This is a genomic window from Paenibacillus sp. SEL3, from assembly GCF_054602585.1.
In genome coordinates this window covers 2,210,056-2,234,897 of sequence record NZ_CM137725.1, presented here as the reverse complement: position 1 = coordinate 2,234,897, position 24,842 = coordinate 2,210,056, and the positions used below count along the sequence as shown (strand labels likewise).

19 protein-coding genes and 4 pseudogenes are annotated in these 24,842 nt (G+C 43.0%); 10 read left to right on the top strand and 13 right to left on the bottom strand.

Annotation, left to right across the window (positions count from 1 at the left end; all coding sequences use genetic code 11):
* Positions 1 to 14 precede the first annotated feature (14 nt).
* Positions 15 to 911, bottom strand: a pseudogene (locus tag ACYCS5_RS10545) (IS30 family transposase).
* 384 nt (positions 912 to 1,295) lie between these two features.
* Between ACYCS5_RS10545 and ACYCS5_RS10540 the strand changes: the two are divergent.
* The 3 genes from ACYCS5_RS10540 (at position 1,296) to ACYCS5_RS10530 (ending at position 2,291) form a co-directional block, all read left to right on the top strand.
* Entirely contained in the window at positions 1,296 to 1,430 is a 135-nt protein-coding gene (locus tag ACYCS5_RS10540; RefSeq protein WP_268988512.1) for a hypothetical protein, read from the top strand.
* Between the two features lie 332 nt (positions 1,431 to 1,762).
* Positions 1,763 to 1,939 (top strand): transposase, encoded by a 177-nt coding sequence (locus ACYCS5_RS10535; protein ID WP_445744868.1) that lies wholly within the window; start codon positions 1,763 to 1,765, stop codon positions 1,937 to 1,939.
* Positions 1,940 to 2,123: 184 nt separating this feature from the next.
* On the top strand, positions 2,124 to 2,291 hold the full coding sequence (locus ACYCS5_RS10530; RefSeq protein ID WP_459761306.1) for a transposase: 168 nt from the start codon (positions 2,124 to 2,126) through the stop codon (positions 2,289 to 2,291).
* A gap of 1,128 nt (positions 2,292 to 3,419) precedes the next feature.
* Here ACYCS5_RS10530 and ACYCS5_RS10525 read toward each other — a convergent pair.
* The 4 genes and pseudogenes from ACYCS5_RS10525 to ACYCS5_RS10510 form a co-directional block, all read right to left on the bottom strand.
* Complete coding sequence (locus ACYCS5_RS10525) at positions 3,420 to 3,560, bottom strand: hypothetical protein (protein ID WP_155271719.1); 141 nt, start codon at positions 3,558 to 3,560, stop codon at positions 3,420 to 3,422.
* Between the two features lie 532 nt (positions 3,561 to 4,092).
* Positions 4,093 to 4,360 (bottom strand): annotated as a pseudogene (locus ACYCS5_RS10520) (sensor histidine kinase); the annotation flags it as partial.
* 14 nt (positions 4,361 to 4,374) lie between these two features.
* A complete protein-coding gene (locus ACYCS5_RS10515) occupies positions 4,375 to 5,220 on the bottom strand; it encodes an IS4 family transposase (protein ID WP_340956896.1) in 846 nt (281 codons plus the stop codon).
* A 231-nt stretch (positions 5,221 to 5,451) separates the two neighbouring features.
* A pseudogene (locus ACYCS5_RS10510) lies at positions 5,452 to 5,928 on the bottom strand (histidine kinase dimerization/phospho-acceptor domain-containing protein); the annotation flags it as partial.
* A gap of 111 nt (positions 5,929 to 6,039) precedes the next feature.
* On the opposite strand from ACYCS5_RS10510, the pseudogene ACYCS5_RS10505 reads away from it, so the two are divergent.
* Positions 6,040 to 6,232: pseudogene (locus ACYCS5_RS10505) on the top strand (IS3 family transposase); the annotation flags it as partial.
* A gap of 714 nt (positions 6,233 to 6,946) precedes the next feature.
* Here ACYCS5_RS10505 and ACYCS5_RS10500 read toward each other — a convergent pair.
* From ACYCS5_RS10500 to ACYCS5_RS10465, 8 genes are all read right to left on the bottom strand, one after another.
* The gene (locus ACYCS5_RS10500; RefSeq protein ID WP_459761015.1) at positions 6,947 to 9,541 is read right to left on the bottom strand and encodes an ABC transporter permease; all 2,595 of its coding nucleotides are present in this window, start codon (positions 9,539 to 9,541) and stop codon (positions 6,947 to 6,949) included.
* Positions 9,538 to 10,215: an ABC transporter ATP-binding protein gene (locus ACYCS5_RS10495; protein WP_322252841.1), complete on the bottom strand. Its 678-nt coding sequence runs from the start codon at positions 10,213 to 10,215 to the stop codon at positions 9,538 to 9,540. Before ACYCS5_RS10495 ends, ACYCS5_RS10500 begins: the two co-directional genes overlap by 4 nt.
* A 329-nt stretch (positions 10,216 to 10,544) precedes the next feature.
* Positions 10,545 to 13,088 (bottom strand): ABC transporter permease, encoded by a 2,544-nt coding sequence (locus tag ACYCS5_RS10490; protein WP_459761014.1) that lies wholly within the window; start codon positions 13,086 to 13,088, stop codon positions 10,545 to 10,547.
* A complete protein-coding gene (locus ACYCS5_RS10485; RefSeq protein ID WP_340956888.1) occupies positions 13,085 to 13,762 on the bottom strand; it encodes an ABC transporter ATP-binding protein in 678 nt (225 codons plus the stop codon). The genes ACYCS5_RS10490 and ACYCS5_RS10485 overlap by 4 nt, the downstream gene beginning before the upstream one ends.
* 331 nt (positions 13,763 to 14,093) lie before the next feature.
* The gene (locus ACYCS5_RS10480) at positions 14,094 to 16,631 is read right to left on the bottom strand and encodes an ABC transporter permease (protein ID WP_459761013.1); all 2,538 of its coding nucleotides are present in this window, start codon (positions 16,629 to 16,631) and stop codon (positions 14,094 to 14,096) included.
* Complete coding sequence (locus ACYCS5_RS10475) at positions 16,628 to 17,305, bottom strand: ABC transporter ATP-binding protein (RefSeq protein ID WP_459761012.1); 678 nt, start codon at positions 17,303 to 17,305, stop codon at positions 16,628 to 16,630. The genes ACYCS5_RS10480 and ACYCS5_RS10475 overlap by 4 nt, the downstream gene beginning before the upstream one ends.
* Positions 17,306 to 17,414: 109 nt before the next feature.
* Positions 17,415 to 18,332: a sensor histidine kinase gene (locus tag ACYCS5_RS10470; protein WP_459761011.1), complete on the bottom strand. Its 918-nt coding sequence runs from the start codon at positions 18,330 to 18,332 to the stop codon at positions 17,415 to 17,417.
* Between the two features lies 1 nt (position 18,333).
* Entirely contained in the window at positions 18,334 to 19,011 is a 678-nt protein-coding gene (locus ACYCS5_RS10465; protein WP_029519271.1) for a response regulator transcription factor, read from the bottom strand.
* 323 nt (positions 19,012 to 19,334) lie between these two features.
* Here ACYCS5_RS10465 and ACYCS5_RS10460 point away from each other — a divergent pair, with 323 nt between their 5' ends.
* The 6 genes from ACYCS5_RS10460 (at position 19,335) to ACYCS5_RS10435 (ending at position 24,816) form a co-directional block, all read left to right on the top strand.
* Positions 19,335 to 20,288: an ABC transporter permease gene (locus ACYCS5_RS10460; RefSeq protein WP_029519270.1), complete on the top strand. Its 954-nt coding sequence runs from the start codon at positions 19,335 to 19,337 to the stop codon at positions 20,286 to 20,288.
* Positions 20,278 to 21,228: an iron chelate uptake ABC transporter family permease subunit gene (locus ACYCS5_RS10455; protein ID WP_039273794.1), complete on the top strand. Its 951-nt coding sequence runs from the start codon at positions 20,278 to 20,280 to the stop codon at positions 21,226 to 21,228. The genes ACYCS5_RS10460 and ACYCS5_RS10455 overlap by 11 nt, the downstream gene beginning before the upstream one ends.
* Positions 21,222 to 21,980 carry an iron ABC transporter ATP-binding protein gene (locus ACYCS5_RS10450; protein WP_029519266.1) on the top strand — a complete coding sequence of 253 codons (759 nt, stop codon included), beginning with the start codon at positions 21,222 to 21,224 and terminating at the stop codon, positions 21,978 to 21,980. Before ACYCS5_RS10455 ends, ACYCS5_RS10450 begins: the two co-directional genes overlap by 7 nt.
* 12 nt (positions 21,981 to 21,992) lie before the next feature.
* Positions 21,993 to 22,973: a siderophore ABC transporter substrate-binding protein gene (locus tag ACYCS5_RS10445; RefSeq protein WP_459761010.1), complete on the top strand. Its 981-nt coding sequence runs from the start codon at positions 21,993 to 21,995 to the stop codon at positions 22,971 to 22,973.
* Positions 22,974 to 23,006: 33 nt separating this feature from the next.
* The gene (locus ACYCS5_RS10440) at positions 23,007 to 23,750 is read left to right on the top strand and encodes an alpha/beta hydrolase (protein WP_165149478.1); all 744 of its coding nucleotides are present in this window, start codon (positions 23,007 to 23,009) and stop codon (positions 23,748 to 23,750) included.
* A gap of 154 nt (positions 23,751 to 23,904) precedes the next feature.
* Positions 23,905 to 24,816, top strand: coding sequence for an aldo/keto reductase (locus tag ACYCS5_RS10435; protein WP_318628090.1), 912 nt, complete (start codon positions 23,905 to 23,907; stop codon positions 24,814 to 24,816).
* Positions 24,817 to 24,842: the final 26 nt, after the last annotated feature.

Sequence of the window (24,842 nt, the reverse complement as noted above, 5' to 3'; positions counted from 1 at the left end):
TATAAGACGGATTGTCAAGCCAAGTGCGACAGTTCCTCTGAAAAGGATTCGTGAGCGGTTTTCCAGCCCATGCATTTTCGGGGGCTGTGATTTATGAAGTGGAGAGCTGCCTCCAAGGTCTCATCTGTGATTTGGGCGAAATCCGTACCTTTAGGGAAGAATTCACGCAAGAGGCCATTGGCATTCTCGTTAGAGCCTCGTTGCCAGGAGGAATACGGATCTGCAAAATACACCTGTACGTTATGGGTAGCTTCCAGACTCGCATAGCAGGCAAACTCTTTGCCACGGTCAACTGATGCGGTTTGAAATGCCCCGGAGGGGTATTGGGAGGCGGCTACTCCAAAGGCGATCTCCATGGACAACGCAGTACGGTCAGGCACCGAATGGCGGTGTACAGACGTGTTTTGCGTTCGATAAACGTGGTCACACAGCCCTTGCTTTTTCCACGGCCGGAGACGACCGTGTCCAGTTGCCCATGACCAAATGTTTTCCGGGATCGAACCTCTTTGGGACGCTGGGTGATAGACTTGCCTATCGCAAATGTACCACGTCTCTCCGCTGGCTTCTGCCCTTTTCCTTTGTGCCTGAGGACCGTGAGAATGCCCTTCTCTAAACGTCCGTGATACAGCCAACGATATATCGTTTTAAAGCATACGATCGCACGCCTCTCCTGACGCAATCTCTCCATGATCTGCTCGGGGGACCAGGTCGCTTGAAGCTTATTTTGGATGCTACTAGCCAGCTCTGGCGTCCACTTGCCCTGCAGGAACCGAAGCCTTGCGGCGCTGGACATAGCTCTTCTGAGAGGTCTCAGCACGGTAAGGCTGCTCTGTTGCATTTCGGCGGATTCCCGGCTGATGCAGGATTTCTAGCTTGCTGCGTTCGATTATGCTAAGATGTGAGTAGCTCATGGTGGATTCTCCTTGTGTGAATGTGGGTGTAGGAACTTTCATTCTACACGAATCCGGTCATGGGCTCTTTGTCTATTTATATCCAGTAGGTGTCGCACTTCATATTACAATCCGTCATAAATTAAAGTATTCTGCAAAATATCGATTACGTAACTGACATTGTATATTGGTATCCATCTGGAAAGTTTATATATAATACCTAACATAACAGAAGAACGGTTTTTTATTACATTTGTATTTTAATCTTGGTTATTGATTGTATTCTATATAAGATCAATTATATAAATAAGAAGCTACTATTACCTCTCAAGGGTTGATGGAGAACTATTAAATAAGTTAACTATGCATCTGATATATATTAATTTAATTAAAGGAGAGTATACAATGGAAAAATTAGAATTATTGGATGTGGATGAATTTGATATGTCAATTCAAAAATGTGATGGGAGCAGATGTCAGTATGATTGTGCTCCTGATAGTAATGGGAACTGTAGTGCTGCTTGGACTGGATATTTATAAAATAGCAAATTTAAATTTCTGAATTATAAAAGACATGTGCGGATCTAAGCAGTAAAACTCAGATGCATAGTTATCCTTTTTGTGAAAAAAGTAATCTGAGTTTGGAGTATTGGTATGAATAAACGCAAGAGATTCTCTACTAAAACAACGATTTTCTTTTTATTAGAAAATCGTTGTTTTGTTATCTTTAATTTTACCTTCTTTTAAAAAGAAGACAACTGTACTATTCGTAAAATACTCACTAGGGAGTGTCTGAAAACTATCTATTGATTCAAATAAGGAATCACAGCATAATTTTACAGGAGAGAAATCACAAGGAGGCCTGTAATCCAATGCTAAGTCATGAAATTAGGGATCAGGATTGGGAACGGATTCACGGTCTATTGCCAGCCGAAAATACAGGCGAAGGCAGACCCTCGAAGCCCAATCGAGTGATGCTGAATGGGATTTTTTGGAAGGTGAAAACAGGCGCTCCCTGGCGTGATTTGCCGGGACGTTTTGGTCCCTGAAAAACCGTGTATTCCCGGTTCGCTTGTGGAGCCAAAATGATCTTTTTCAAAACATATTTGAGGCCTTGGCCAGCGACGCTGACTTGCAGGATGTCTCCATCGATAGCACTTCCTGCAAGGTTCATCAGCATGCAGCGGAGGCTAAAAAGGGGCTGAGAACGCCGAAACCCATCAAGAGACCGGACTGTCCCGAGGCGGCCGAAACACCAAAATTCACGCTGTAGTAGATGCCTTGGGTAATCCCATTCGCCTGTTTTTAACACCTGGAAATATCCATGACAGCACGGTGGCCATTGAAGTTCTCTCTGGTGTAACGCGGCCTGGAACTGTGGTTTTAGCTGATAAAGCCTAAGGAACTCTGAACATTAGAACATATATCGAATCTTAAGACGCTATGTTCTGCATCCCGCCAAAGTCTAATGCGGCACATCCTTGGGAATGCGACTTTTACTACTATAAAGAACGGCATGTGGTGGAATGTTTTTTCAACAAACTCAGGCAATTCCACGGGATTGCCACACGGTATGATAAGCTTTCTCGAAACTTTCTGAGCTTTGCCTTTTTTGGCTTTTGCCATGGTTTTATTGATTTAGCACCACTTGGTTGAGTTTTCAGATACACCCTAGTTAATTCCGTTGAATCTTTAAAGAAAGTAATCGTGGAGGCTCGTAGGAGATTTTTTCTACCCAAGATCCACTACGATTAACGTAGCAAACAAGGTTGCCTAGGTTCTTTATCATGGAAAATGAAGAGGAATAAGGCTGCATATAGCCTTGAATTCGGTGTTTCCTCTAGTGTCTATAGTCGCCATGAAAGTCCGGTTGGTTAAGAATTTTATCAGCTAGGCAACATACTAATTAAGAAACAAAACTTGAAAAAATAAATCATTATTACCTCTTCATTAACGAAGGGCAAGGAAATCTTACATACCAGTGGGGAACCACGCAATGACGTTCTGAGAAGTGCCTGCGTAGTGATTTTTGGCGATGTCAACAGACATTAAATTAGCGTGACGATGAAACTGATGTATGTTGCGGAGTAGAAGTCGCAGCGATGTACAGAGCCTGTTGGCGGATCGCACTGTTTTTTCGAGGATTAAGCAGGATCTAAATGTGTTACTCTGTTTGGATTACCTATGACGGGCAACGCTTCTCAGCCTTAATCGACTATGTCTTACTCTATAAATGTCACACACGATTTGCATGAAAAAAACCTCGCATTATGGAAGGATTTCCCGATATTTTAAATGTTATATTTAATTAATCTAATAAGATGTATTTCAGGTAAACTAGGGATTTTATACAATCAGCAGATGCGCTATTAAAATTTTAAAGTTTTGATGCTAAACACAAGCAGCACGTATCGGCAGAATGCTGAAACGTGCTGCTTGTGTTTAAAATAAGATAACTATGCATCTGAGTTTTAGTACCTAGATGTATACATACCGTTTATTGAAATTTAAAAAATTAATTTGCTATTACTACAATAAACCAGTAAAAGCAGCACTACAGTATCCCTTACTATCAGGTGCACAATCATACTCACAGCTATCTGCATCACAAATTGGTCCTTGGATTGACATATCAAAATCTTCTATATTCAATAACTCCAATTTTTCCATTGTTTACTCTCCTTTAATTAAATTGATATATATATCAGATGCATAGTTAACTTAATTAAATAGTGCCCATAAGTTTTGGGAAGCGATAGTAGACCTTTAACAGACTATTCATATACAGGATACGACCAAACGCCTAGTGAAAAATACAATTGTAATAAAAAACACTTTTTCTGTAATACTTGGTTGCCTGTGAAATTTTAATAATCCATTAAACCATGCCCTTTTTATGGATGAAGCTTTTTATTTCATTCACTGACTAATCCATTTCTAATATCGAACATTCGTTCTGTTTGTCACTAATAATGGTAATAATGAACCAAATAACATGGAGAATTAAATACTTAGCTTACTACTGCAGGATGTACCAGTAATCGCGACTAAAGGTACATTACCTCTTAAGGAGTCAACGACAATATCCTCGTTGCTCACCTCTTGAGTTTTTAATAGAGTAATTAAACTTCTCCTCCATGAGAAAATAGTATGTATTTCAGTGTTTTATAAAACAGGACATGCCATACTTAAAATTCCTCAATTAAATATTTTTCATAGAATTACTTGCTATCGGAAGAAAAATTGAGAAGGTCGAGCCGCTCCCCGGACTTGGTCGTAACTTGATGTTGCCCCCTCAGCGGCAATGATTTCTCTCGCCCAAAATAGCCCAATACCAACTCCCTCCTTCGAGTTCACAGTTTGTGATCGATAGAACGCTTAAAGATTTTGCTGTGTTCTTCCTGTGAAATTCCAATTCCGTTATCGGTGTTATCAATACGGCCGAATAAATCATAGGCAATCACCTGAATAACAGGTCTGTTGATTAACCAGAATAAGTAATTTGATTCATAGAAGCAGAGATACGCTCAAGAAGAACATGCTGAATCTGGATCAGCCATTCCACTGGTAGTTTTTGCAGAAGAAAAAGACGAGAAAATCGAGCAAAGGAAAGAATGGCATGTTTGGGCCACGCCGTTTGAGCAGCATCAAATAACCATTTAAGCAGGACATAAACGATGAGCGCGCAAAAGAGTTGACCATAGACCGCATTTTCGGTCGTGCCAAACAGCGTTGGGATATTCAAATGTTGCTTGATCCATCGGAAAAAGACTTCAATCTGCCATCGAGCCTTATACATCTGTGCGATTTGTTCCGCCGTGACCTGCATTAAATCGGTAACGACTCGGATTTCTCGACCTTCAAAATCTCGAAACATCACCACACGATGACGCTGCTTGGAACGACACTGTGGTGTCCCTAACTGGCAGGTGATATCCCGAATGACGGATGAATCTACCTCCTTGAGACGGGAAAGGGCATGAGGCTTTTCCAAATGGACGTTGTCCCGAAGCCGAATGACAAAGGATTGTCCTTGGATTTTGAACTCATCCAGACGCTCCAATTTTCCATAGGCACGGTCCATCACCACGATGTAATCCGGTTGAGCTAACGCTTCACTCATGGGGCCATCATGCTTGGAGCCCAGCGTTTCGACCACTTGAAGAGGTTGCCCATCTTCTGCTCGTAAAGCGACATTAAGCTTAATACCTGCACGCTCCCCGTGATAATGAGCCCAAGGTAACCGCGTTTTTCCCACCGTCATCGTGGTAGAATCGATGAGTAATAGTTCTTTTGGAAAGTTAGCTTCCGGCGAGCTTCCCAGTTGCATTTGCGAACAAGTAGATGGAAAAGTTCCTTAAATACGGAAAACGGGACTTCGGCGGCTTTGGTGGAAAAGCGTGAATAATGGACGACAGGCAGGCCAGAGAGAGGCGCAAAATCTACGCTGGATCGATAGCTTCTCCATTGTTCCAAGGCAGCCACACACCAGTATTGGAGTACATGGTATACCGTGAACTTGCGGGCTTTGTCTTCATAGCAACGGAGATCCCTTTAGCATCTGCCTTGGCGAAACTGTGATAATCTCCGTTTCAAGTTTGCGAGGTTTTCAACATTGCATGTATAAGGAAATGAAGTTTTTCGGCTTGTGTGGATAGAGATTTTATGCAAGAGGAGCTATCCTCCAGCAAATCATATTCGCTAAGCAGTTGTGAGTAAAGGAAGATGTTAGCAATAGGTGTTTCGTTTGATGTGAGATGTCAGAAATGAGCTCGTTTATTTTATTTGTTTATGCCAACAAATTTTTCGAAGAAACGGAGCAAATGGAAAGAAATTGCGCAGGCTTGGCCTCTACTGCTGACATAACGGATTCGTCAAAAAAACGCTCTGAGAACTCGCCACTAATTGCAGCTTCAACCATATGATCAATAGTTTTCATTGTTTTACGTACGTTATTACGATATATAAGAATGACAGCCCCAGCAAAGAATAAAGTAGTAACGGCACCTCCAATACACACATAGTTCAGGGGAGTCATTTTTCACCGCCCATGTGTAAGCCGATCCCATATATGTCTTAATGTACTGGGGACAGGAGGGAAGATTCTCTAGCTTGTCACGTAGCCTTTTTATGGTGACTGACAAGCTAGAGGATCTTCCTAGATCCATGCCGTTTGTATGGCAGCCAGAAGGTTAATAAAGCTTTGGTTCAACAAGGAGTTACCGTGTCGGAAAAAACGGTAGTACGAATCATGAAGGAGCTTGGTTTAAAGTCCAAAACCATGAAAAAAATACAAAGCAACCATGAACTCCAAACATCAGCTGCCTGTTGATGCGAACCTCTCTAAATCAGTATGAACGGTTGCACCGAAAACCCAATTGAAATCCTCTACTTTGGGTATCCATTCTAACAGTAGTCCACTCTATTTAATTATGTCGAAAAAGTAGCTGATTTTTACATTAAAAGAATCAGGGGTACATACTAATGTATCTTAATAGTGAAGGGAGGTGATTACATGGAAAATCTCGAGATTTTGGTAGCCAATGATTTTGATATGATAGTACAAAAAGACTGTACTGGTAGTTGTACCTCAGATTGCCAAACACAAGATGGTCATTGTGATTGTAATGTCACCTGTTGGTGGTAGCATTCCCACATTAGAATTTTTGCTTGTTAAACGATTAAAGGCGGAAAAGGAGAAGTGTTTACATTTCTTCTTTTTTTTGCGTTCTATAGATATGCTTATAATTTCCTCATCTTTCTTGACTTTATAGTAGATCTGCGTCCATATAGACAATCGAATAGATACCTTCATAGGGCGATTATGAAGACGATTTAAGAGTTTCGTGGGTGATCCAATTCTGTGCCGTAGTCAGCTTATTCTCCTTGATGGATGTCCACAGTTGCTCTTTCACCAAGGTCCTATGTTTTTTCTCATTATTTTAATAAATTCAGGGAGGTTAGGGAACGGGCACTAATTATACAGTTGAGCAACTAAGAAATGACCTAGCCAGAAGTTTTTGCTAGGTCATTTCGTTTCTTGACTAGGGGGAGATTTATTCTGCTGTTCGCAGTCGTTCTACGATAGTTTTCTTGTTGCTCAGAGAATAAATAGCGAGAGGAAGACAGATCCCAAGCACGAGCAGAACAGGCAGCACGAGGATCAGCGGCCAAATAATAAATTTATAACTCATAAACCACATTACGTTACTCAAGGGTCTTGCAATCAAGACGGAAAATAAGCTTCCTAATAAGATGGAGCATATGCTAGTACCGAGCACATAGTACAGACCCTCATAAATGAGCATTGTCTTTAATTGTTTAGTAGTCATACCGATACTTTGTAGTATAGCAAATTCTTGATGGCGGGTCAGAATGCTAGTTAGAAGCGCGTTTGCAAAATTAAGAGTACCAATCAAACCGATAATAACGCTGAGCATACCGCCAATCATCAAAATAGTATTTCGCATACCTAATAACGCGGTAATTACGGTAGATTTGGATCGATAGTGCATCGTTCGCTCCTTTACTCCGGTATAGTTCTTTAAGAAGCTCTCCATCGTTTTTTCTTTACTGTTGGATACATTAAAATCATAACTCATCACCGTAGGCTTCTTCACAAGTGTTTTGTAGATATCCGCCGGAAGAAAGAATTCAACATTAGCACCTATTACACCATTATTAATTCCTTTTCGGGCGACATGACCGAGGACTGTGAATTCATGGCTAGTATACTCCTGGACTTTTGCTGTGTCCATATAGTTATGAAGGACAACCTTTTCACCTATCTTATATGCCGAATATTTCATTTTGGGATTACCATCGTTATCCAGTATGACATTTTCCAGGATATATTTACCCGAAGCCAGCTTGCCATAATCAAGCTCACCGTCAATTAGTTGTAGTCGGTGAAGAGGAAACTCTTCGAGACCATATGCTGCTGCTGATATGTTGCCACGAGCGTCGGTGTCGTATGGTAAAGAGCCACAAGCATTAATGCCTGCTGGCGTTGCAGATAAGTTGCCACGAGCGTCGGTGCCGTCTCCCTTTAAGGTCTCTTTACAATCAGCAGTGAGTAAATTGCTGCCACTGTACAATCGTCCACCTTCTTCAAAACCAGGTTGTGCTTGTACGGCCTGGATATAACTTTCCGTTGTTGCATTGTCAGGACCTGTGAAATGTTCTTGAAAATAACCTGCATGTGCAATCACAAAGTCAGCGTCAATGCTTCTAGACACATATTTATCCATATCCAGACTTTGGGATAATGTAAAAGTAATATTCAGTAGCGCCAGACTTAGAGAAAGGCCAATCAGCACTAAAGTAGTCCGCTTCTTATTGCGCCCTAAGTTGGCTTGAGCCATCAGCGGCATTTTAGCACCGTTAGTTGATTTTTTAAGTTTTTTCTTACCCTTTTTGATAGCTCCGTCTACGTATCTTACTGCCTCGATTGGAGACACAGTCGCTGCAATCCTAATAGGCTTATAAATACTGATGATAACTGTAATGGCTGCAAACAAAGCGGAGCTGATAAAAATCCATGGGTTGGGGGATAGGGTTACCTCAGCGTGCCCAAAAGTGTTCATAAGCAGAGGGAGAAGCGATTTTCCGACCCCAAAACCCACAAGTAAGCCGATGGGAACTCCGACCAAGGAAAGAAATAATGCCTGTCTATGAATGAGCCTACGGAGTTGGCTACTGCTTGTGCCGATGGTTTTTAGAAGACCGTAGAAACGAATATCACGCATCACCGAGATTTGGAAAATATTATAGATGATCAAATAGCCAGTAAGCATGATCAGTAACAGACCACCAGCTAAGACAAAGACGACTTCAGGGTTCGAACTGAAAGTGTTGGAAAAATACGTCCAGTTCACAGAACTTGCAATGTAGTTCGGTGCATTTTGGTCTAGGGAATAACCGCTTTCTGTAATCACTTGATCAAGTTTTCCCTGGATGTTCGAGCTGTTATCGAACATGATATCTGCCCTGATGGCTCCGGTCCGATTATAATCCTGCTTATATGTGTTAATTAATTCTTCAGCATGGGCATCCACATAAGCTTTAGAAGCATAGATTGTGCCTACGTCCATCCCGGCGGCGAGGTCACTCTTCCACCAGCCGGCGAGGATAAATTCACGCTGCACCGTTTTGCCGTGAACCTCAAGCTTCAAGGTCAACGGAACGCCCTCTTTCAGGGGAATACCCAGTAACTGTAAGGTGCTAGAGTCCGCGATAACCTCATTTTCTGCCACCGGTTTGTGGCCTTTTTCTAGCTCAACCAATCCTAGCTTTAGCCCTAGATCGTCACGATACCAGAACTCTGTTTTGCGCTTTAAAAATTGCTCGTTTGTTACCTTTTGACTTAACGAGCGGCAATATGCTATCTCCTTAATAAGAGGGTGGTCTTTGATGTGATTAAATTCCTCATCGTTGATAAATTTGAGAGAAGCATGCGCTTCCCCACCGGCCTGTCGCATCGTTGCCTGCTGGAAACTTTCCATCGCGCCAATCCCCATAGTAAACACAGATGTAAATAACAAAGTGGTTAAGGCAATAGCGATAATCGCAATAATATTGCGAGTTTTGTTCGTTTTCAAGCTCTTGTCTGATAAATTACGGATTACTCTTTTGTTCTTTACCTTGATCATTTGCCTTTACCACCAACTATTTTACCGTCCTCAATACGAATGATCCGATCGGCCATTTGCGCAATTTCCTCGTTGTGGGTAATCATCACCATTGTTTGGGCGAACTGTTGGCTGGATACCTTAATCAATCCCATTACATCCAGACTGGTTTTACTGTCCAGATTTCCGGTGGGTTCATCAGCCAAGATAATGGCGGGCTTGGCTGCCAGTGCTCTGGCAATGGCTACACGCTGCTGTTGTCCACCGGAAAGATTGTTTGGCAGATTATTCATTTTGTGGTCAAGGCCCAAGGTATGTACTATTTTATCTATGTGGGTTTTGTCTGGTTCTTTACCATCCAGTTCAATGGGGAGCACAATATTTTCATAGACATTTAAGACGGGCACCAGGTTATAATTTTGAAACACGAAGCCAATCTTTCGTCTGCGGAAAATAGTTAATTCTTCGTTTTTCAATGTGAAAATATCTTTGCCGTCAATCGTAACACTTCCGCTTGTCGGACGATCCAGTCCACCCAGCATATGGAGAAGGGTGGATTTGCCGCTCCCGGACGTACCAACAATAGCGACAAATTCACCGCTTTCCACCTCCAGATTCACGCCGTCTAAGGCATGAACAGCAGTATCTCCGTTCCCGTAATGCTTCCTTAATGCCTGAGTTTTCAATAAAGTCACTTTTGTTTCCCTCCAAGAAATAGTCTGTATCTCCTTGCTATACTATACAGACCGTATCATAATAATCTTTCAACAATCTTTCTGAAATCTAACAATGTTGAAAGAATAACCTGCCTATGGAAAGAAAAATGGAAGAGGTGGAGCCGCGAAGATTTTACCATATTCCTCTTCCACAATGCCTATGGAATGCAGAGTAGGGTATGGGGAAGCAGCTACGGTAAGTAGGTCTTTCACCAAAAGGCCTTATATAGCCAGCGATAGATGGTTTTAAAGCATACGATAATGACCTAGCTATAAGTTTTTGCTAGGTCATTTCGACTAAGGGGGATTTATTCTGCTGTTCGCAGTCGCTCTACGATAGTTTTCTTGTTGCTCAGAGAATAAATAGCAAGGGGAAGACAGATCCCAAGCACGAGCAGAACAGGCAACACGAGGATCAGCGGCCAGATAATAAATTTATAACTCATAAACCATATTTGGGCACTCAAGGGTTTCGCAATCAAGACGGAAAGTAGGCTTCCTAATAAGATGGAGCATATGCTGGTGCCGAGGACATAGTACAGACCCTCATAAATGAGCATTGTTTTTAATTGTTTGTTGGTCATGCCAATGCTTTGTAGTATAGCAAATTCCTGATGCCGGGTCAGAATACTAGTTAGAAGTGCGTTTGCAAAATTAAGAATGCCAATCACACCAATAATAATACTGAGCGTACCACCGATCATCAGAATTGTTTTTTGCATACCTGAAAGCTCGGCAATTACGGTGGATTTGGACCGATAGTCCATAACGGGCTCCTTTGCTTCGGTATAATTCGTTAAAAAGCTCTCCATCGTTTTTTCTTTACTGTCGGATACATTGAAGGCGTAACTCATCACTACAGGCTTCTTGACAAGCGTTTTGTAGATATCCGCCGGGAGATAGAAGTCAGTATAACTAGCAACGTCTACACCAGAATTGGATGATTTTATTCCGACATGACCTAGAACTGTGAATTTATGGCTAGTATACTCTTGGGCATTTGCTGTGTCTATATAGTTATGAAGAGTAACCTTTTCACCTACTTTGTATACGGATCGTTTCATTTCAGGATTTTCGTAATCGTCTAACCAGACTCCTTCCAGAATGTACTTTCCCGAAGCTAGCTTGCCATAATCAAGTTCACCATCAATTAATTGTAGTCGGTGAAGGGGGAGATCTTCAAGCCCATACATTATTGCAGATAAGTTGCCGCGAGCGTCAGGAGTGACGATTTCCCCCTTCCCCTCTTTGTTATCTTTATGCTCGATAGCGAATAGATTGCTGCCACTGTACAATCGTCCACCTTCTTCAAAACCGGGTTGTGCCTGTACGGCCTTAATATAGCTTTCCGTTGTTGCATTGTCAGGGCCTGTGAAATGTTCTTGAAAATAATTAGCATGTGCAATCAGAAAGTCAGTGTCATGGCTTTTAGACACATACTTATTCATATCCAGACTTTGGGATAATGTAAAAGTAGTATTCAGTAGCACTAGACCTAGAGAAAGGCTAAGCAGCACTAAAATAGTCCGCTTCTTATTGCGCCCTAAGTTGACTCGAGCCATCAGGGGAATCTTAGCACCGTTAGTTGATTTTTTTAGTTTTTTCTTCCCTTTTTGGGTAGCTCCGTCTACGTATCTTACTGCCTCAATCGGAGACACAGTTGCCGCAATTCTGCTAGGCTTATATGCACTGATCATAACTGTTATGACTGCAAACAGAGCGGAGCCGATAAAAATCCATGGGCTGGGGGATAGGGTTACCTCAGCGTGCCTATAATTGTTCATAAGCAGCAGAGGGATAAGCGATTTTCCGACCCAAAAACCCCCGAGCAAGCCGATGGGAACCCCGATCAAGGAAAGAAATAATGCCTGTCTGCGGATAATTCTGCTGATTTGCCTGCTGGTTGTGCCAATGGTTTTTAGAAGACCGTAGAAACGAATGTCACGCATCACCGAGATTTGGAAAATATTATAGATGATCAGATAGCCAGTAAGCATGATCAGTAACAGACCAATGGCTAGGGGAAAGACGGCTTCAGGGTTCGAACTGAAAGTGTTGGAAAGATAAGCCCAGTTAACATTACTGTTAATATAGTTTGGTGCATTTTTGTCCAGGGAATAACCGCTTTCTGTAATCACTTTATTAAGATTTTCTTGCATGTTCGAGCTGTTATCAAACATGATATCTGCATTGATGGCTCCGGTCATATCATGGTCCTGCTTATATGTGTAGCGTAATTCTTCGGCATGGGCATCTACATAAGCTTTAGAAGCATAAATTTGACCTCTGGCTATCGTGGCGGCGGGGTCACTCTTCCACCAGCCGGAGAGGATAAATTCACGCTGTACCATTTTGCCGTGAACCTCAAGCTTCAAGGTCAATGGGGCGCCCTCTTTCAGGGGAGTACCCAGTAACTGTAGGGTCTTAGAGTCCGCGATAACCTCATTTTCTGCCACTGGTTTGTGGCCTTTTTCTAGCTCAATCAATCCTAGCTTCAGCCCTACATCGTCATGATACCAGAACTCCGCACGACGCTTTAAAAATTGCTCGTTTGTCACTTTTTCACTCAACAAGCGGCTATATGCTATCTCTTTAATAAGAGGGTGGTCTTTGATCTGATTAAATTCCTCATCGTTGATATATTTGATAAAAGCATGCGCTTTCCCACCAACCTGTCGTATCGTTGCCTGCTGGAAACTTTCCATCGCGCCAATTCCCATAGTAAACAGAGATGTAAATAACAAAGTGGTTAAGGCAATAGCGATAATCGCAATAATATTGCGGATTTTATTCGCTTTTAAACTTTTATCTGATAAATTACGAACCGCCTTACTGTTTTTTACTTTGATCATCGGGTCGCACCACCTACTATTTTACCGTCCTCAATGCGGATGATGCGGTCTGCCATCTGCGCGATTTCTTCATTATGAGTAATCATCACCATCGTTTGGGCGAACTGTTGGCTGGATACCTTGATCAACCCTATGACATCCAGGCTGGTTTTACTGTCCAGGTTGCCAGTAGGCTCGTCGGCCAAAATAATGGCTGGTTTCGTCGCCAGTGCTCTCGCAATGGCTACCCGCTGCTGCTGCCCTCCCGAAAGATTACCCGGTAGATTATTTAATTTGTTCTCAAGCCCCAGCGTATTCGTAATTTGGGTCAGATAGGCTTTGTCTGGTTGTTTCCCATCCAGTTCAATGGGGAGCACGATATTTTCGTAGACATTTAAGACTGGAACTAGATTATAATTTTGAAATACGAAGCCAATCTTTCGTCTGCGAAAAATAGTCAATTCTTCATCTTTGAGAGAGAAGATATCCTTGCCGTCAATCGTGACATTTCCACTGGTTGGACGATCAAGTCCACCCAGCATATGGAGAAGGGTAGATTTGCCGCTCCCGGACGTACCAACAATAGCGACAAATTCTCCGCTTTCCACCTCCAGATTCACGCCGTCTAAGGCATGAACAGCAGTATCTCCGTTCCCGTAATGCTTCCTTAATGCCTGAGTTTTCAATAGGCCCATATACATTCTCCTCCACAAAAAAATGTCTGTATCGTAGTCATCTACAGTACAGACATTAGCACACTAATCTTTCTACAATCTTTCTGAAATCTAACAGTGTTGAAAGAATAACCTGCCTATGGAAAGAAAAATGGAAGAGGTGGAGCCGCGAAGATTTTACCATATTCCTCTTCCACAATGCCTATGGAATGCAGAGTAGGGTATGGGGAAGCAGCTACGGTAAGTAGGTCTTTCACCAAAAGGCCTTATATAGCCAGCGATAGATGGTTTTAAAGCATACGATAATGACCTAGCTATAAGTTTTTGCTAGGTCATTTCGACTAAGGGGGATTTATTCTGCTGTTCGCAGTCGCTCTACGATAGTTTTCTTGTTGCTCAGAGAATAAATAGCGAGAGGAAGACAGATCCCAAGCACGAGTAGAACAGGCAGCACGAGGATCAGCGGCCAAATAATAAATTTATAACTCATAAACCACATTACGTTACTCAAGGGTCTTGCAATCAAGACGGAAAATAAGCTTCCTAATAAGACGGAGCATATGCTAGTACCGAGCACATAGTATAGACCCTCATAAATGAGCATTGTCTTTAATTGTTTAGTAGTCATACCGATACTTTGTAGTATAGCAAATTCTTGATGCCGGGTCAGAATACTAGTTAGAAGCGCGTTTGCAAAATTAATAATACCAATCACACCAATAATAATACTGAGCGTACCGCCGATCATCAAAATTGTTTTTTGCATACCTGAAAACTCGGCAATCACGGTGGATTTGGATTTATAATGCATCGTTGGCTCCTTTATTTCGGTATAGTTCTTTAAGAAGCTCTCCATCGTTGTTTCTTTACTGTCGGATACATTAAAGGCATAACTCATCACCACAGGCTTCTTCACAAGCGTTTTGTAGATATCCGCCGGGAGGTAGAAGTTAGCATAACTAGCACCGTCTATATTCAAATTGGTTCTCACGCTAACATGACCAAGCACTGTAAATTCATGGCTGGTATACTCCTGATTCAGCGAAGCTTTTGCTGTACCCATATAGTTATGAAGAGTAACCTTTTCACCCACCTTATATTTTTCACTTTCCAAATACGGCTTGTTATTGTCATCTAGGTTAACGTTCTCCAGAATGTACTTCCCCGAAGCCAGCTTACCATAATCAAGCTCACCGTCAATTAATTGTAGTCGATGAAGAGGTAACTCTTCCAGCCCATATGCTATTATAGGCAAGTTACCGTGAGCGTCGGTTTCGTACCCCTCTTTGTTCTCTTTATACTCGACAGTGAGTACATTACTGCCACTGTACAATCGTCCACCTTCTTCAAAACCGGGTTGTGCCTTTATGGCCTGAATATAGCTTTCCGTCGTCGCATTGTCAGGGCCTGTGAAATGTTCTTGAAAATAATCAGCATGTGCAATCAGAAAGTCAGTGTCATGGCTTTTAGACACATACTTATTCATATCCAGACTTTGGGATAATGTAAAAGTAGTATTCAGTAGCACTAGACCTAGAGAAAGGCTAAGCAACACCAAAATAGTCCGCCTCTTATTGCGCCCTAAGTTGACTCGAGCCATCAGGGGAATCTTAGCACCGTTAGTTGATTTTTTTAGTTTTTTCTTCCCCTTTTGGGTAGCTCCGTCTACGTATCTTACTGCCTCAATCGGAGACACAGTTGCCGCAATTCTGCTAGGCTTATATGCACTGATCATAACTGTTATGACTGCAAACAGAGCGGAGCCGATAAAAATCCATGGGCTGGGGGATAGGGTTACCTCAGCGTGCCTATAATTGTTCATAAGCAGCAGAGGGATAAGCGATTTTCCGACCCAAAAACCCCCGAGCAAGCCGATGGGAACCCCGATCAAGGAAAGAAATAATGCCTGTCTTCGGATAATTCTGCTGATTTGCCTGCTGGTTGTGCCGACGGTTTTTAGAAGACCGAAGAAACGAATATCACGCATCACCGAGATTTGGAAAATATTATAGATGATCAAGTAGCCAGTAAGCATAATCAGTAACAGACCAATGGCTAGGGGAAAGACGGCTTCAGGGTTCGAACTGAAAGTGTTGGAAAGATAAGCCCAGTTAACATTACCGTTAATATAGTTTGGTGCATTTTTGTCCAGGGAATAACCGCTTTCTGTAATCACTTTATTAAGATTTTCCCGCATGTTCGAGCTGTTATCGAACATGATACCTGCATTGATGGTTCCGGTCATATCATGATCCTGCTTATATGTGTAGCGTAATTCTTCGGCATGTGCATCTACATAAGCTTTAGAAGCATAAATTTGACCTCTGGCTATCCCGGCGGCGGGGTCACTCTTCCACCAGCCGGAGAGGATAAATTCACGCTGTACCATTTTGCCGTGAACCTCAAGCTTCAAGGACAATGGGGCGCCTTCTTTCAGGGGAGTACCCAGTAACTGTAGGGTCTTCGAGTCTGCGATAACCTCATTTTCCGCCACTGGTTTGTGGCCTTTTTCTAGCTCAATCAATCCTAGCTTTAGTCCTACATCGTCATGATACCAGAACTCCGCACGACGCTTTAAAAAATGCTCGTTTGTCACCTTTCCACTTAACAGGCGGTTATATGCTATCTCTTTAATAAGAGGGTGGTCTTTGATCTGATTAAATTCCTCATCGTTGATATATTTGAGATAACCATGCCCTGCACCACCAGACTGTCGCATCGTTGCCTGCTGGAAACTTTCCATCGCGCCAATTCCCATAGTAAACAGAGATGTAAATAACAAAGTGGTTAAGGCAATAGCGATAACCGCAATAATATTACGGATTTTATTGGCTTTTAAACTTTTATCTGATAAATTACGAACCGCCTTACTGTTTTTTACTTTGATCATCTAGTCGCACCACCTACTATTTTACCGTCCTCAATCCGAATGATCCGATCGGCCATTTGCGCAATTTCCTCGTTGTGGGTAATCATCACCATTGTTTGGGCGAACTGCTGGCTGGATACCTTGATCAATCCCATCACATCCAGACTGGTTTTACTGTCCAGGTTTCCGGTGGGTTCATCTGCCAAGATAATGGCGGGCTTGGCTGCTAGTGCTCTGGCGATAGCTACACGCTGTTGTTGTCCACCGGAAAGATTGTTTGGCAGATTATTCATTTTGTGGTCAAGGCCCAAGGTATGTACAATTTTATCTATGTGGGTTTTGTCGGGTTCTTTACCATCCAGTTCAATCGGAAGTACAATATTTTCGTAGACATTCAAGACAGGTACCAGGTTGTAATTTTGAAACACGAAGCCAATCTTTCGTCTGCGAAAAATGGTCAATTCTTCGTCTTTCAGTGAAGAAATATCTTTGCCGTCAATCGTAACGTTTCCGCTTGTTGGACGATCAAGTCCACCCAGCATATGGAGAAGGGTAGATTTGCCGCTCCCGGACGTACCGACAATAGCAACAAATTCACCGCTTTCCACCTCCAGATTCACGCCGTCTAAGGCATGAACAGCAGTATCTCCGTTCCCGTAATGCTTCCTTAATGCCTGAGTTTTCAATAGGCCCATATACATTCTCCTCCACAAAAAAAATGTCTGTATCGTAGTCATCTACAGTACAGACATTAGCACACTAATCTTTCTACAATCTTTCCGAAATCTAACGGTGTTGAAATAATTAAGTATCCATAGGAAGAAAAATAGAGAAGGCAGAACCACGGCCGTAGTGTGACCGTACTTTGATGTACCCACCCTCCGCAGCGATGATTTCTCTAGCTAAAAACAGACCAATCCCGACGCCCTCCTGCGAGTTAACAGTAGGGGAGCGATAGAAGCGAGTAAAGATCTTCCCTTGTTCTTCTTCTGCAATGCCTATGCCGCTATCAGTAATATCAATTCGACAAAACAATTCGTATGCCATCACTTTTATATCCATGTTTCCGCCTGTCTCTGTATATTTTATAGCGTTATCCATAATGTTATAGACAGCTTCACTGGTCCACTTTAGGTCAAAATAAGCATGAATAACGGTGTCCTCCCTAAAAACTGTTATCCCTTTGGCATCTGCTTTTGGCGTTATTTGCTCCAGTGCAGCATCAAGGAGCTTATGAACAGATTCTCTCCTTGGCGCTACCGTGATAATCCCCGTTTCAAGCCGCGATGTTTTCAACAATGCCTGAATCAGAAAGTTAAGCTTTTCGGCCTGTGCAGATAGAGCTTTCACACAAGTGGAGGTATCCTGTGATAGTTCGTATTCGCTAAGTAGTTGGGAATAAAGCAGGATGTTGGCCAATGGTGTTTTCGTTTGGTGTGAAATATCGGAAATCAGCTCATTTATTTTATTCTTTTCAGCAAGCAGATTTTTGGAGGACACGGAACAAATGGAAAGAAATCTCACGAATTTAGCTTCTATTGAAGAAAGAACGGATTCATCAAAGACATCCTCTGAGAAGCTGCCATTTATCGCGGCATCCAGCATGTTCTCAATGGTTTTCATTGTTTTTTGGATGCTCCTGCGATACAGCATAATAGCACACACAGCAGTGCATACAGCAGCGACGGCAATTCCAATACATATATATAGGAATGTCGTCATCTCATTTCAAAGCCCATGTGTAGCCCAACCCATACACCGTTTTAATATATTGTGGGGAAGAAGGATGATCCTCGAGCTTGTCACGTAGCCTTTTTATCGTAACCGACAAGGCATTTTCACCTACATATTCAGCCCCGTCAGTCCAGATGCTGTCTATTAAATGATCACGCGAAACGGTATTTCCTCGATTGTTGATTAGAATGCGCAACAATTTTTGCTCCGTTTTACTTAGTTCAATCGGTATATCATTCTTATTAAATTCCATCCTCTCAAATGAGAAGGAAAAATCACCTAGCTGAATGGAGTCTGCAAGCGAGTATTTGGATTTCTTAAGCTGAACACCAACTCTTGCTCTCAGTATCATCAGACTGAAGGGTTTGGTGATGTAGTCATCAGCACCCAGCTCAAGACCAGTGACAATATCTGTTTCCATATCATTCGCAGTCAGAACAATGACTGGTAAAGCTTTTGTTTTACGTATATGGGTTAAGAGGTCGAGTCCATTCCCATCCGGCAAGTTTACATCAAGTATCACTAGGTCAAAAGCAGTGATGTTCAATTGTTCTTTTGCAGCAGCAGTGTCATACGTTTGTGTAAATACGTTGTTAGGTTCTTTAAGCGCAAGAACAATACCGTTACTCAAGGCGATATCGTCCTCGACGATTAGTATGTGATTCATCATTCTCCTCCTGTTTTTTTGGTCCATCAAATTAATGAAACCCCAATTCCAATATTTTCTACAGTAATGAAAGAAAGGGCAATCCTAAATATTCCATCTCTATTTTACAGGATATTGCTCTTATTTGCTCATTCGCTCTTTAGACTATTCAGGTTTTGCTAACACCTTTCTTGATATGGTTTATTCATTGCAAAAAAATTTGACAGATACAATATCACTGATATAATTTATGCTAGTTGATTTTGATAATCATTATCATTATTGGAGGGGAGGACAGGGCCGAAGCTTGGTACAGGTTATTGGACAGGCTCCCTTAGTTAGAGATGAAATTGCGCTATTTAATACTGGCTTTTCTGGTACTGGCTTTCGCCTCGGTTTTTATTGGTGTTCATGATGTAACTCCACTTGATTTGTTCCACTTAACCAACGATCAGGCGCAGGTACTCCTGATTAGCAGATTCCCACGATTGATCAGTATTATTATCGCAGGGGCGAGTATGAGTATCTGTGGATTGATCATGCAGCAGCTTACCCGGAACCGATTTGTTTCTCCCACCACTGCAGGGACGATGGATGCGGCACGATTGGGTGTGCTGATGGCTATTATGGTGTTTGGAGCAGCGGGATTTTGGACGAAGATGCTGACGGCTTTCGGATTTGCTCTAGGGGGAACACTGATTTTCATGAAAATACTGGATAAAATCCGTTTCAAGGACCCGGTATTTATCCCGCTTGTCGGCTTGATGTTTGGAGGTATTTTAAATTCGGTAACGACCTTTTTTGCTTACAAATACAATCTGATCCAGGGCATTTCTTCGTGGATGCAGGGGGATTTTTCTCTAATCATGAGTGGTCGCTATGAGATGCTATATCTTAGTGTTCCTTTGGTTGCGCTGACGTACATATATGCGAATCGTTTCACAATTGCAGGCATGGGCGAGGATTTTGCGGCCAATCTGGGCGTACATTACAAGCGCACTGTCAATGTGGGTTTGGTGATCGTGGCTTTGGTTTCCTCTGTTGTCATCTTAACGGTCGGGACAATTCCCTTTTTGGGGCTGGTTGTACCTAATCTCGTCAGTATGTATATGGGGGATAATCTGAAAAAAAGCCTGGCCCATACAGCGATCTTGGGCGCCGTCTTTGTGCTGTTTTGCGACATTTTGGGACGGGTGATCATTTATCCGTATGAAATTTCTGTAGGGCTTACGGTGGGTGTGATCGGGAGCGCGTTGTTCTTGTATTTGCTGCTGAGGAGAAGGGCCTATGAATCCTAAATTAAAAATCGGAATATTAGCTGCTGCCGCGCTTGTGTTGATTGCTGCTTTTGTATTTATAGATCTTCCGCATACCTGGCATTACGCGCTGCCACGACGATTGAAAAAGATCGCAGCTTTCATTCTGACAGGTGGCTCCATTGCTTTTGCAACCGTTATTTTCCAGACGGTTACGAATAATAAGATTTTGACTCCGGGTATTATCGGACTGGATTCGCTGTATATGCTGATTCAGACGACGATTATTTTTGCATTTGGTTCCGTACCCTTCATTTCGACCAGCAAAGAATTGAACTTTTTGCTGTCGGTGGGGCTGATGGTGCTGTTCGCAGGACTGCTATACAAATTAATTTTCCGCAAAGATGGACGCGGGATTTATGTACTTTTGCTGATTGGTCTGGTATTCGGCACGCTGTTTAACAGTTTATCTACCTTTATGGAGGTACTGATTGATCCGAACGAATTTGCGAAAATCCAGGACAAGAGCTTTGCCAGCTTCAGTAATGTAAACACTGAGCTGCTGTGGCTTTCTGTATTCGTGCTTGTGCTCGTATTTGCTTATGCGTGGAGATTCATCAAGTATCTGGACGTGCTGTCGCTCGGACGAGAGCATGCGATTAATTTAGGTCTCCCTTATGGTTTTATTATCAAAAGGCTGCTAATTATCGTAGCGATTCTCATTTCCATTTCTACAGCGCTTGTCGGGCCGATTACGTTTCTCGGATTAATTGTGGCCAATGTGGCTTATCAGGTGATGAAAACCTATCAGCATCGTTATATTATTCCGGCCTCTATCTGTGTCAGTGTTATTGCGTTGGCAGGATGCCAACTGCTGGCAGAAAGAGTATTCGACTTATCGACAACAGTCAGCGTCATTATTAACTTTATCGGGGGGGTGTACTTCCTGTACCTTTTGCTGCGGGAGAATAAGTCATGGTAGAAGTCAAAAACGTAACCAAACGCTACGGGAATAAAAATGTGGTGGATCAGGTATCTGTCACTGTACCTAAAGGCACGATTACCTCCTTTATTGGACCTAACGGCGCTGGAAAAAGCACCTTGTTGTCGATGATCAGTCGCCTGACTGACAGTGATGAGGGAGAAATCCTCATTGACGGGCAGGCCGTGAGCCTGACGAAAAGTGAGGAGCTAGCTCGGAAGATATCGATTTTAAAACAGACCAACGATGTCAATATTCGCTTAACCGTGAAGGAACTAGTCAGTTTCGGTCGTTTTCCGTATTCCAAGGGCAGATTGAACAGCGAGGATCGCAAAATGGTGGAGCAGTCTATGGCTTACATGGGACTGGAGGATATGAAAGATAAGCATATTGATTTGCTTAGTGGGGGACAGCGACAACGGGCTTTTATTGCCATGATTTTGGCTCAGGACACAGAATACATCCTGCTGGATGAGCCACTGAACAATCTGGATATGAAGCATTCGGTTCAGATTATGAAGACGTTGCGTGGTTTGGTGGATGATCTCGGCAAAACGATTCTAGTCGTGCTGCACGACATTAATTTTGCATCCTGCTATTCAGACTATATTGTAGGGATGAAGGATGGCAGGTTGCTAAAACAAGGAACGGCTGACGAGATGATTGATAGTCAGGTATTAAAGGACTTGTACGACATGGATATTCCGATTCAACAGATCGGGGACCATAAAATTTGCGTTTATTTTACTTAGGGGGAATGTTAAATGAAGAAAAATATGATGTTTTTAACGCTGATGCTTGCATTGGTACTGATGGTGTCAGCCTGTGGCAAAGCAGCTCCGGCAACACCAGAAGCGACTGGAAACGGCTCCTCTGCTGCAACAACAGAATCCAAAACCATCTCGGTCAAACACGCACTGGATGAAAACCCGGTCCAAGTCAAAGTTAATCCCAAAAATGTCGTTGTCTTTGATTTTGGTTCATTGGATACGCTCGATAAGTTGGGCGTTGACGTTGCGGCAGTGGCGCAGCAGGATCTTCCTACGTATTTGAGCAAATATAAAGATTCTAAATATGCAAGTGCGGGCACGCTGTTTGAACCGGATTACGAGAAAATCAGTGATCTGTCTCCTGAACTGATCATCATCGGCGGCAGACAAGCTGATGCATATAAAGAGTTGAGCAAAATTGCACCCACCATTTCGATGGCTGTAGACACCAAGGATTATATCCATTCCTTTAAGAAAAATGTTGAAACATTGGGGCAAATCTTCGACAAAGAGGATGCTGCCAAACAGGAACTGGCTGTGATTGATAGCTCCATCAAGGCTGTACATGATAAGGCTGTAGCGAGCAAGGCTAAAGGCTTGATCGTACTGACAAATGAAGGAAGCCTGAGCGCATATGGCTCACAATCCCGTTTCGGTATCATTCATGATGCTTTTGGCGTAACCCCTGTAGATCCTGGCATTAAAGTATCCACGCATGGACAAAAAGTTTCTTTTGAATATGTACAGCAAAAAAATCCGGATTATATTTTTGTCGTTGACCGTGGAGCAGTGGTGGTCGAAGAAGGCAAGGAGCAGGTTACAGGTAAACAAACCATGGAGAATGAACTGGTGAAGAAAACCAATGCATTTAAAAACGGTCATATTATATACCTTGATCCTAACTACTGGTACCTGTCAGGTAACGGTCTGGAATCTGTATCTGAAATGATCAAGGAAATAGATGCTGCATTGTAATGCATACATTTACATCATGGGGGACTGTGTAGGATGAAAGGTCATGTAGATGAAATTTCATTAGATGGGTATCTTGTGCACGTCTATACACCTCCCGTCTCCGTGAATCATAATGAGCTGTATCCTGTGCTGTATGTGCAGGATGGTAGCTCTTTATTTCTAAGCGGATTAGATGAGCTGGAAAGAGGTTTTTCTACGGGGGAGCTGCCCCGTGTGGTGCTGGTGGGTATTCAGCCCGTAAATCGGCTGGATGATTATACGCCTTGGAAGGCAGCTGCTTTAGTAGAAGGAAGACCTGCTTTTGGTGGTGGTGGAGATGCCTATCTGGCGTTTGTGGTTACAAAAGTAATGCCATACGTCGAGGCAAAATATCCAGTGCATACTGGAACGGAGCATACGGGCATTATCGGCGCCTCATTGGGCGGATTAATTTCCATGTATGCCGCCTTCCAGTATAAGGACGTATTCGGACGCGTCGGTTCCATCTCAGGCTCGTATTGGTATCCGGGTATGATTGATTATATGCAATCTGCATCATGTGCAACTGTGAGGGATGGGACACAGCGCTTTTATATATCTGTCGGGACCCGTGAAGGTGAAGGGAAGACGAATGTACAAAAAGATATGGTTCCGCTCACCCTCCAGGCACACGAGTTGCTGCGGACACAGGGACTGGATGCAAAAGATGTGCTTCTTGAGCTGGATCAGGATGCGGTACATCGTGTGGATTGTTTTCAACGTCAATTTCCTAAGGCCGTTCAATGGCTATTCGGATAGTACGAATTAATTACGAATTAATTACGAATCGTATACAACAACCTCAAAGATTGGAGAGTGTGGAGTCTCTATGCCTTTGGGGTTGTTTTTTTCGTATAATAGAGAAATATTGAAAATTTAAAGTTATACGTTATTGGAAGTGAGGGGAGCATAAATGAAAAGAAACCGCCTAGGATCATCAGATTTGCTGGTAGGTGAGATTGGCCTGGGATGTATGTCGGTCGGTACGGAGGAGCAGCAAGCTGTTTACTTGATTCATGAAGCGTTGGATAAAGGCGTAAATCTGTTGGATACGGCTGATTTGTACCAGCATGGACGCAATGAAGAAATTGTGGGGGCAGCGATCCGTGGACGGCGGCAGGATGTTATCCTGGCGACCAAGGTTGGGAATCGGCGCATACCAGGGCAGGAGGGCTGGGAATGGGACCCGTCCAAGAAATATATCCTGTCAGCTGTTAAAGAAAGTCTGCGTCGCCTGGGAACGGACTATATCGACCTGTATCAGCTGCATGGAGGGACAATTAACGATCCGATAGACGAAACCATTGAGGCTTTTGAGCAGCTACAGCGGGAGGGCGTCATCCGTTATTATGGTATTTCCTCCATTCGCCCGCACGTCATCCGTGAATATGTCAAACGCTCGAATATCGTTAGTGTTATGAATCAGTATAGTTTACTGGACCGACGTGCAGAGGAAGAGGTACTGTCTTTGCTTCAGGAGCGGGGAATCAGCGTGATTGCACGTGGACCCGTAGCGAGCGGTGTATTGGCTGATAAGGGGGAAGAAAAGGCAGCGAAGGGATACCTAGACTACGAAGAAGCAGAGCTGCTGGACGTGCGTAAGCAATTAAAGGCTTTTGCAGGGGCGGACCGTAGTATGGGGCAGACAGCTATCCGTTATAGCCTTTCACATCCGACTGTCGCTGCTGTGATCCCGGGTGCAAGCTCTTTGGGACAATTGGAGCATAATATTTCTGCTGCAGATATTGCACCGCTAACTCAACAAGAGCGGCAGGCGCTACAGCAAATTAGCCGAGCCAATCGTTATGATGCGCAATACCGCTGATCCCGGCAATGATGGGACAAGTGTCA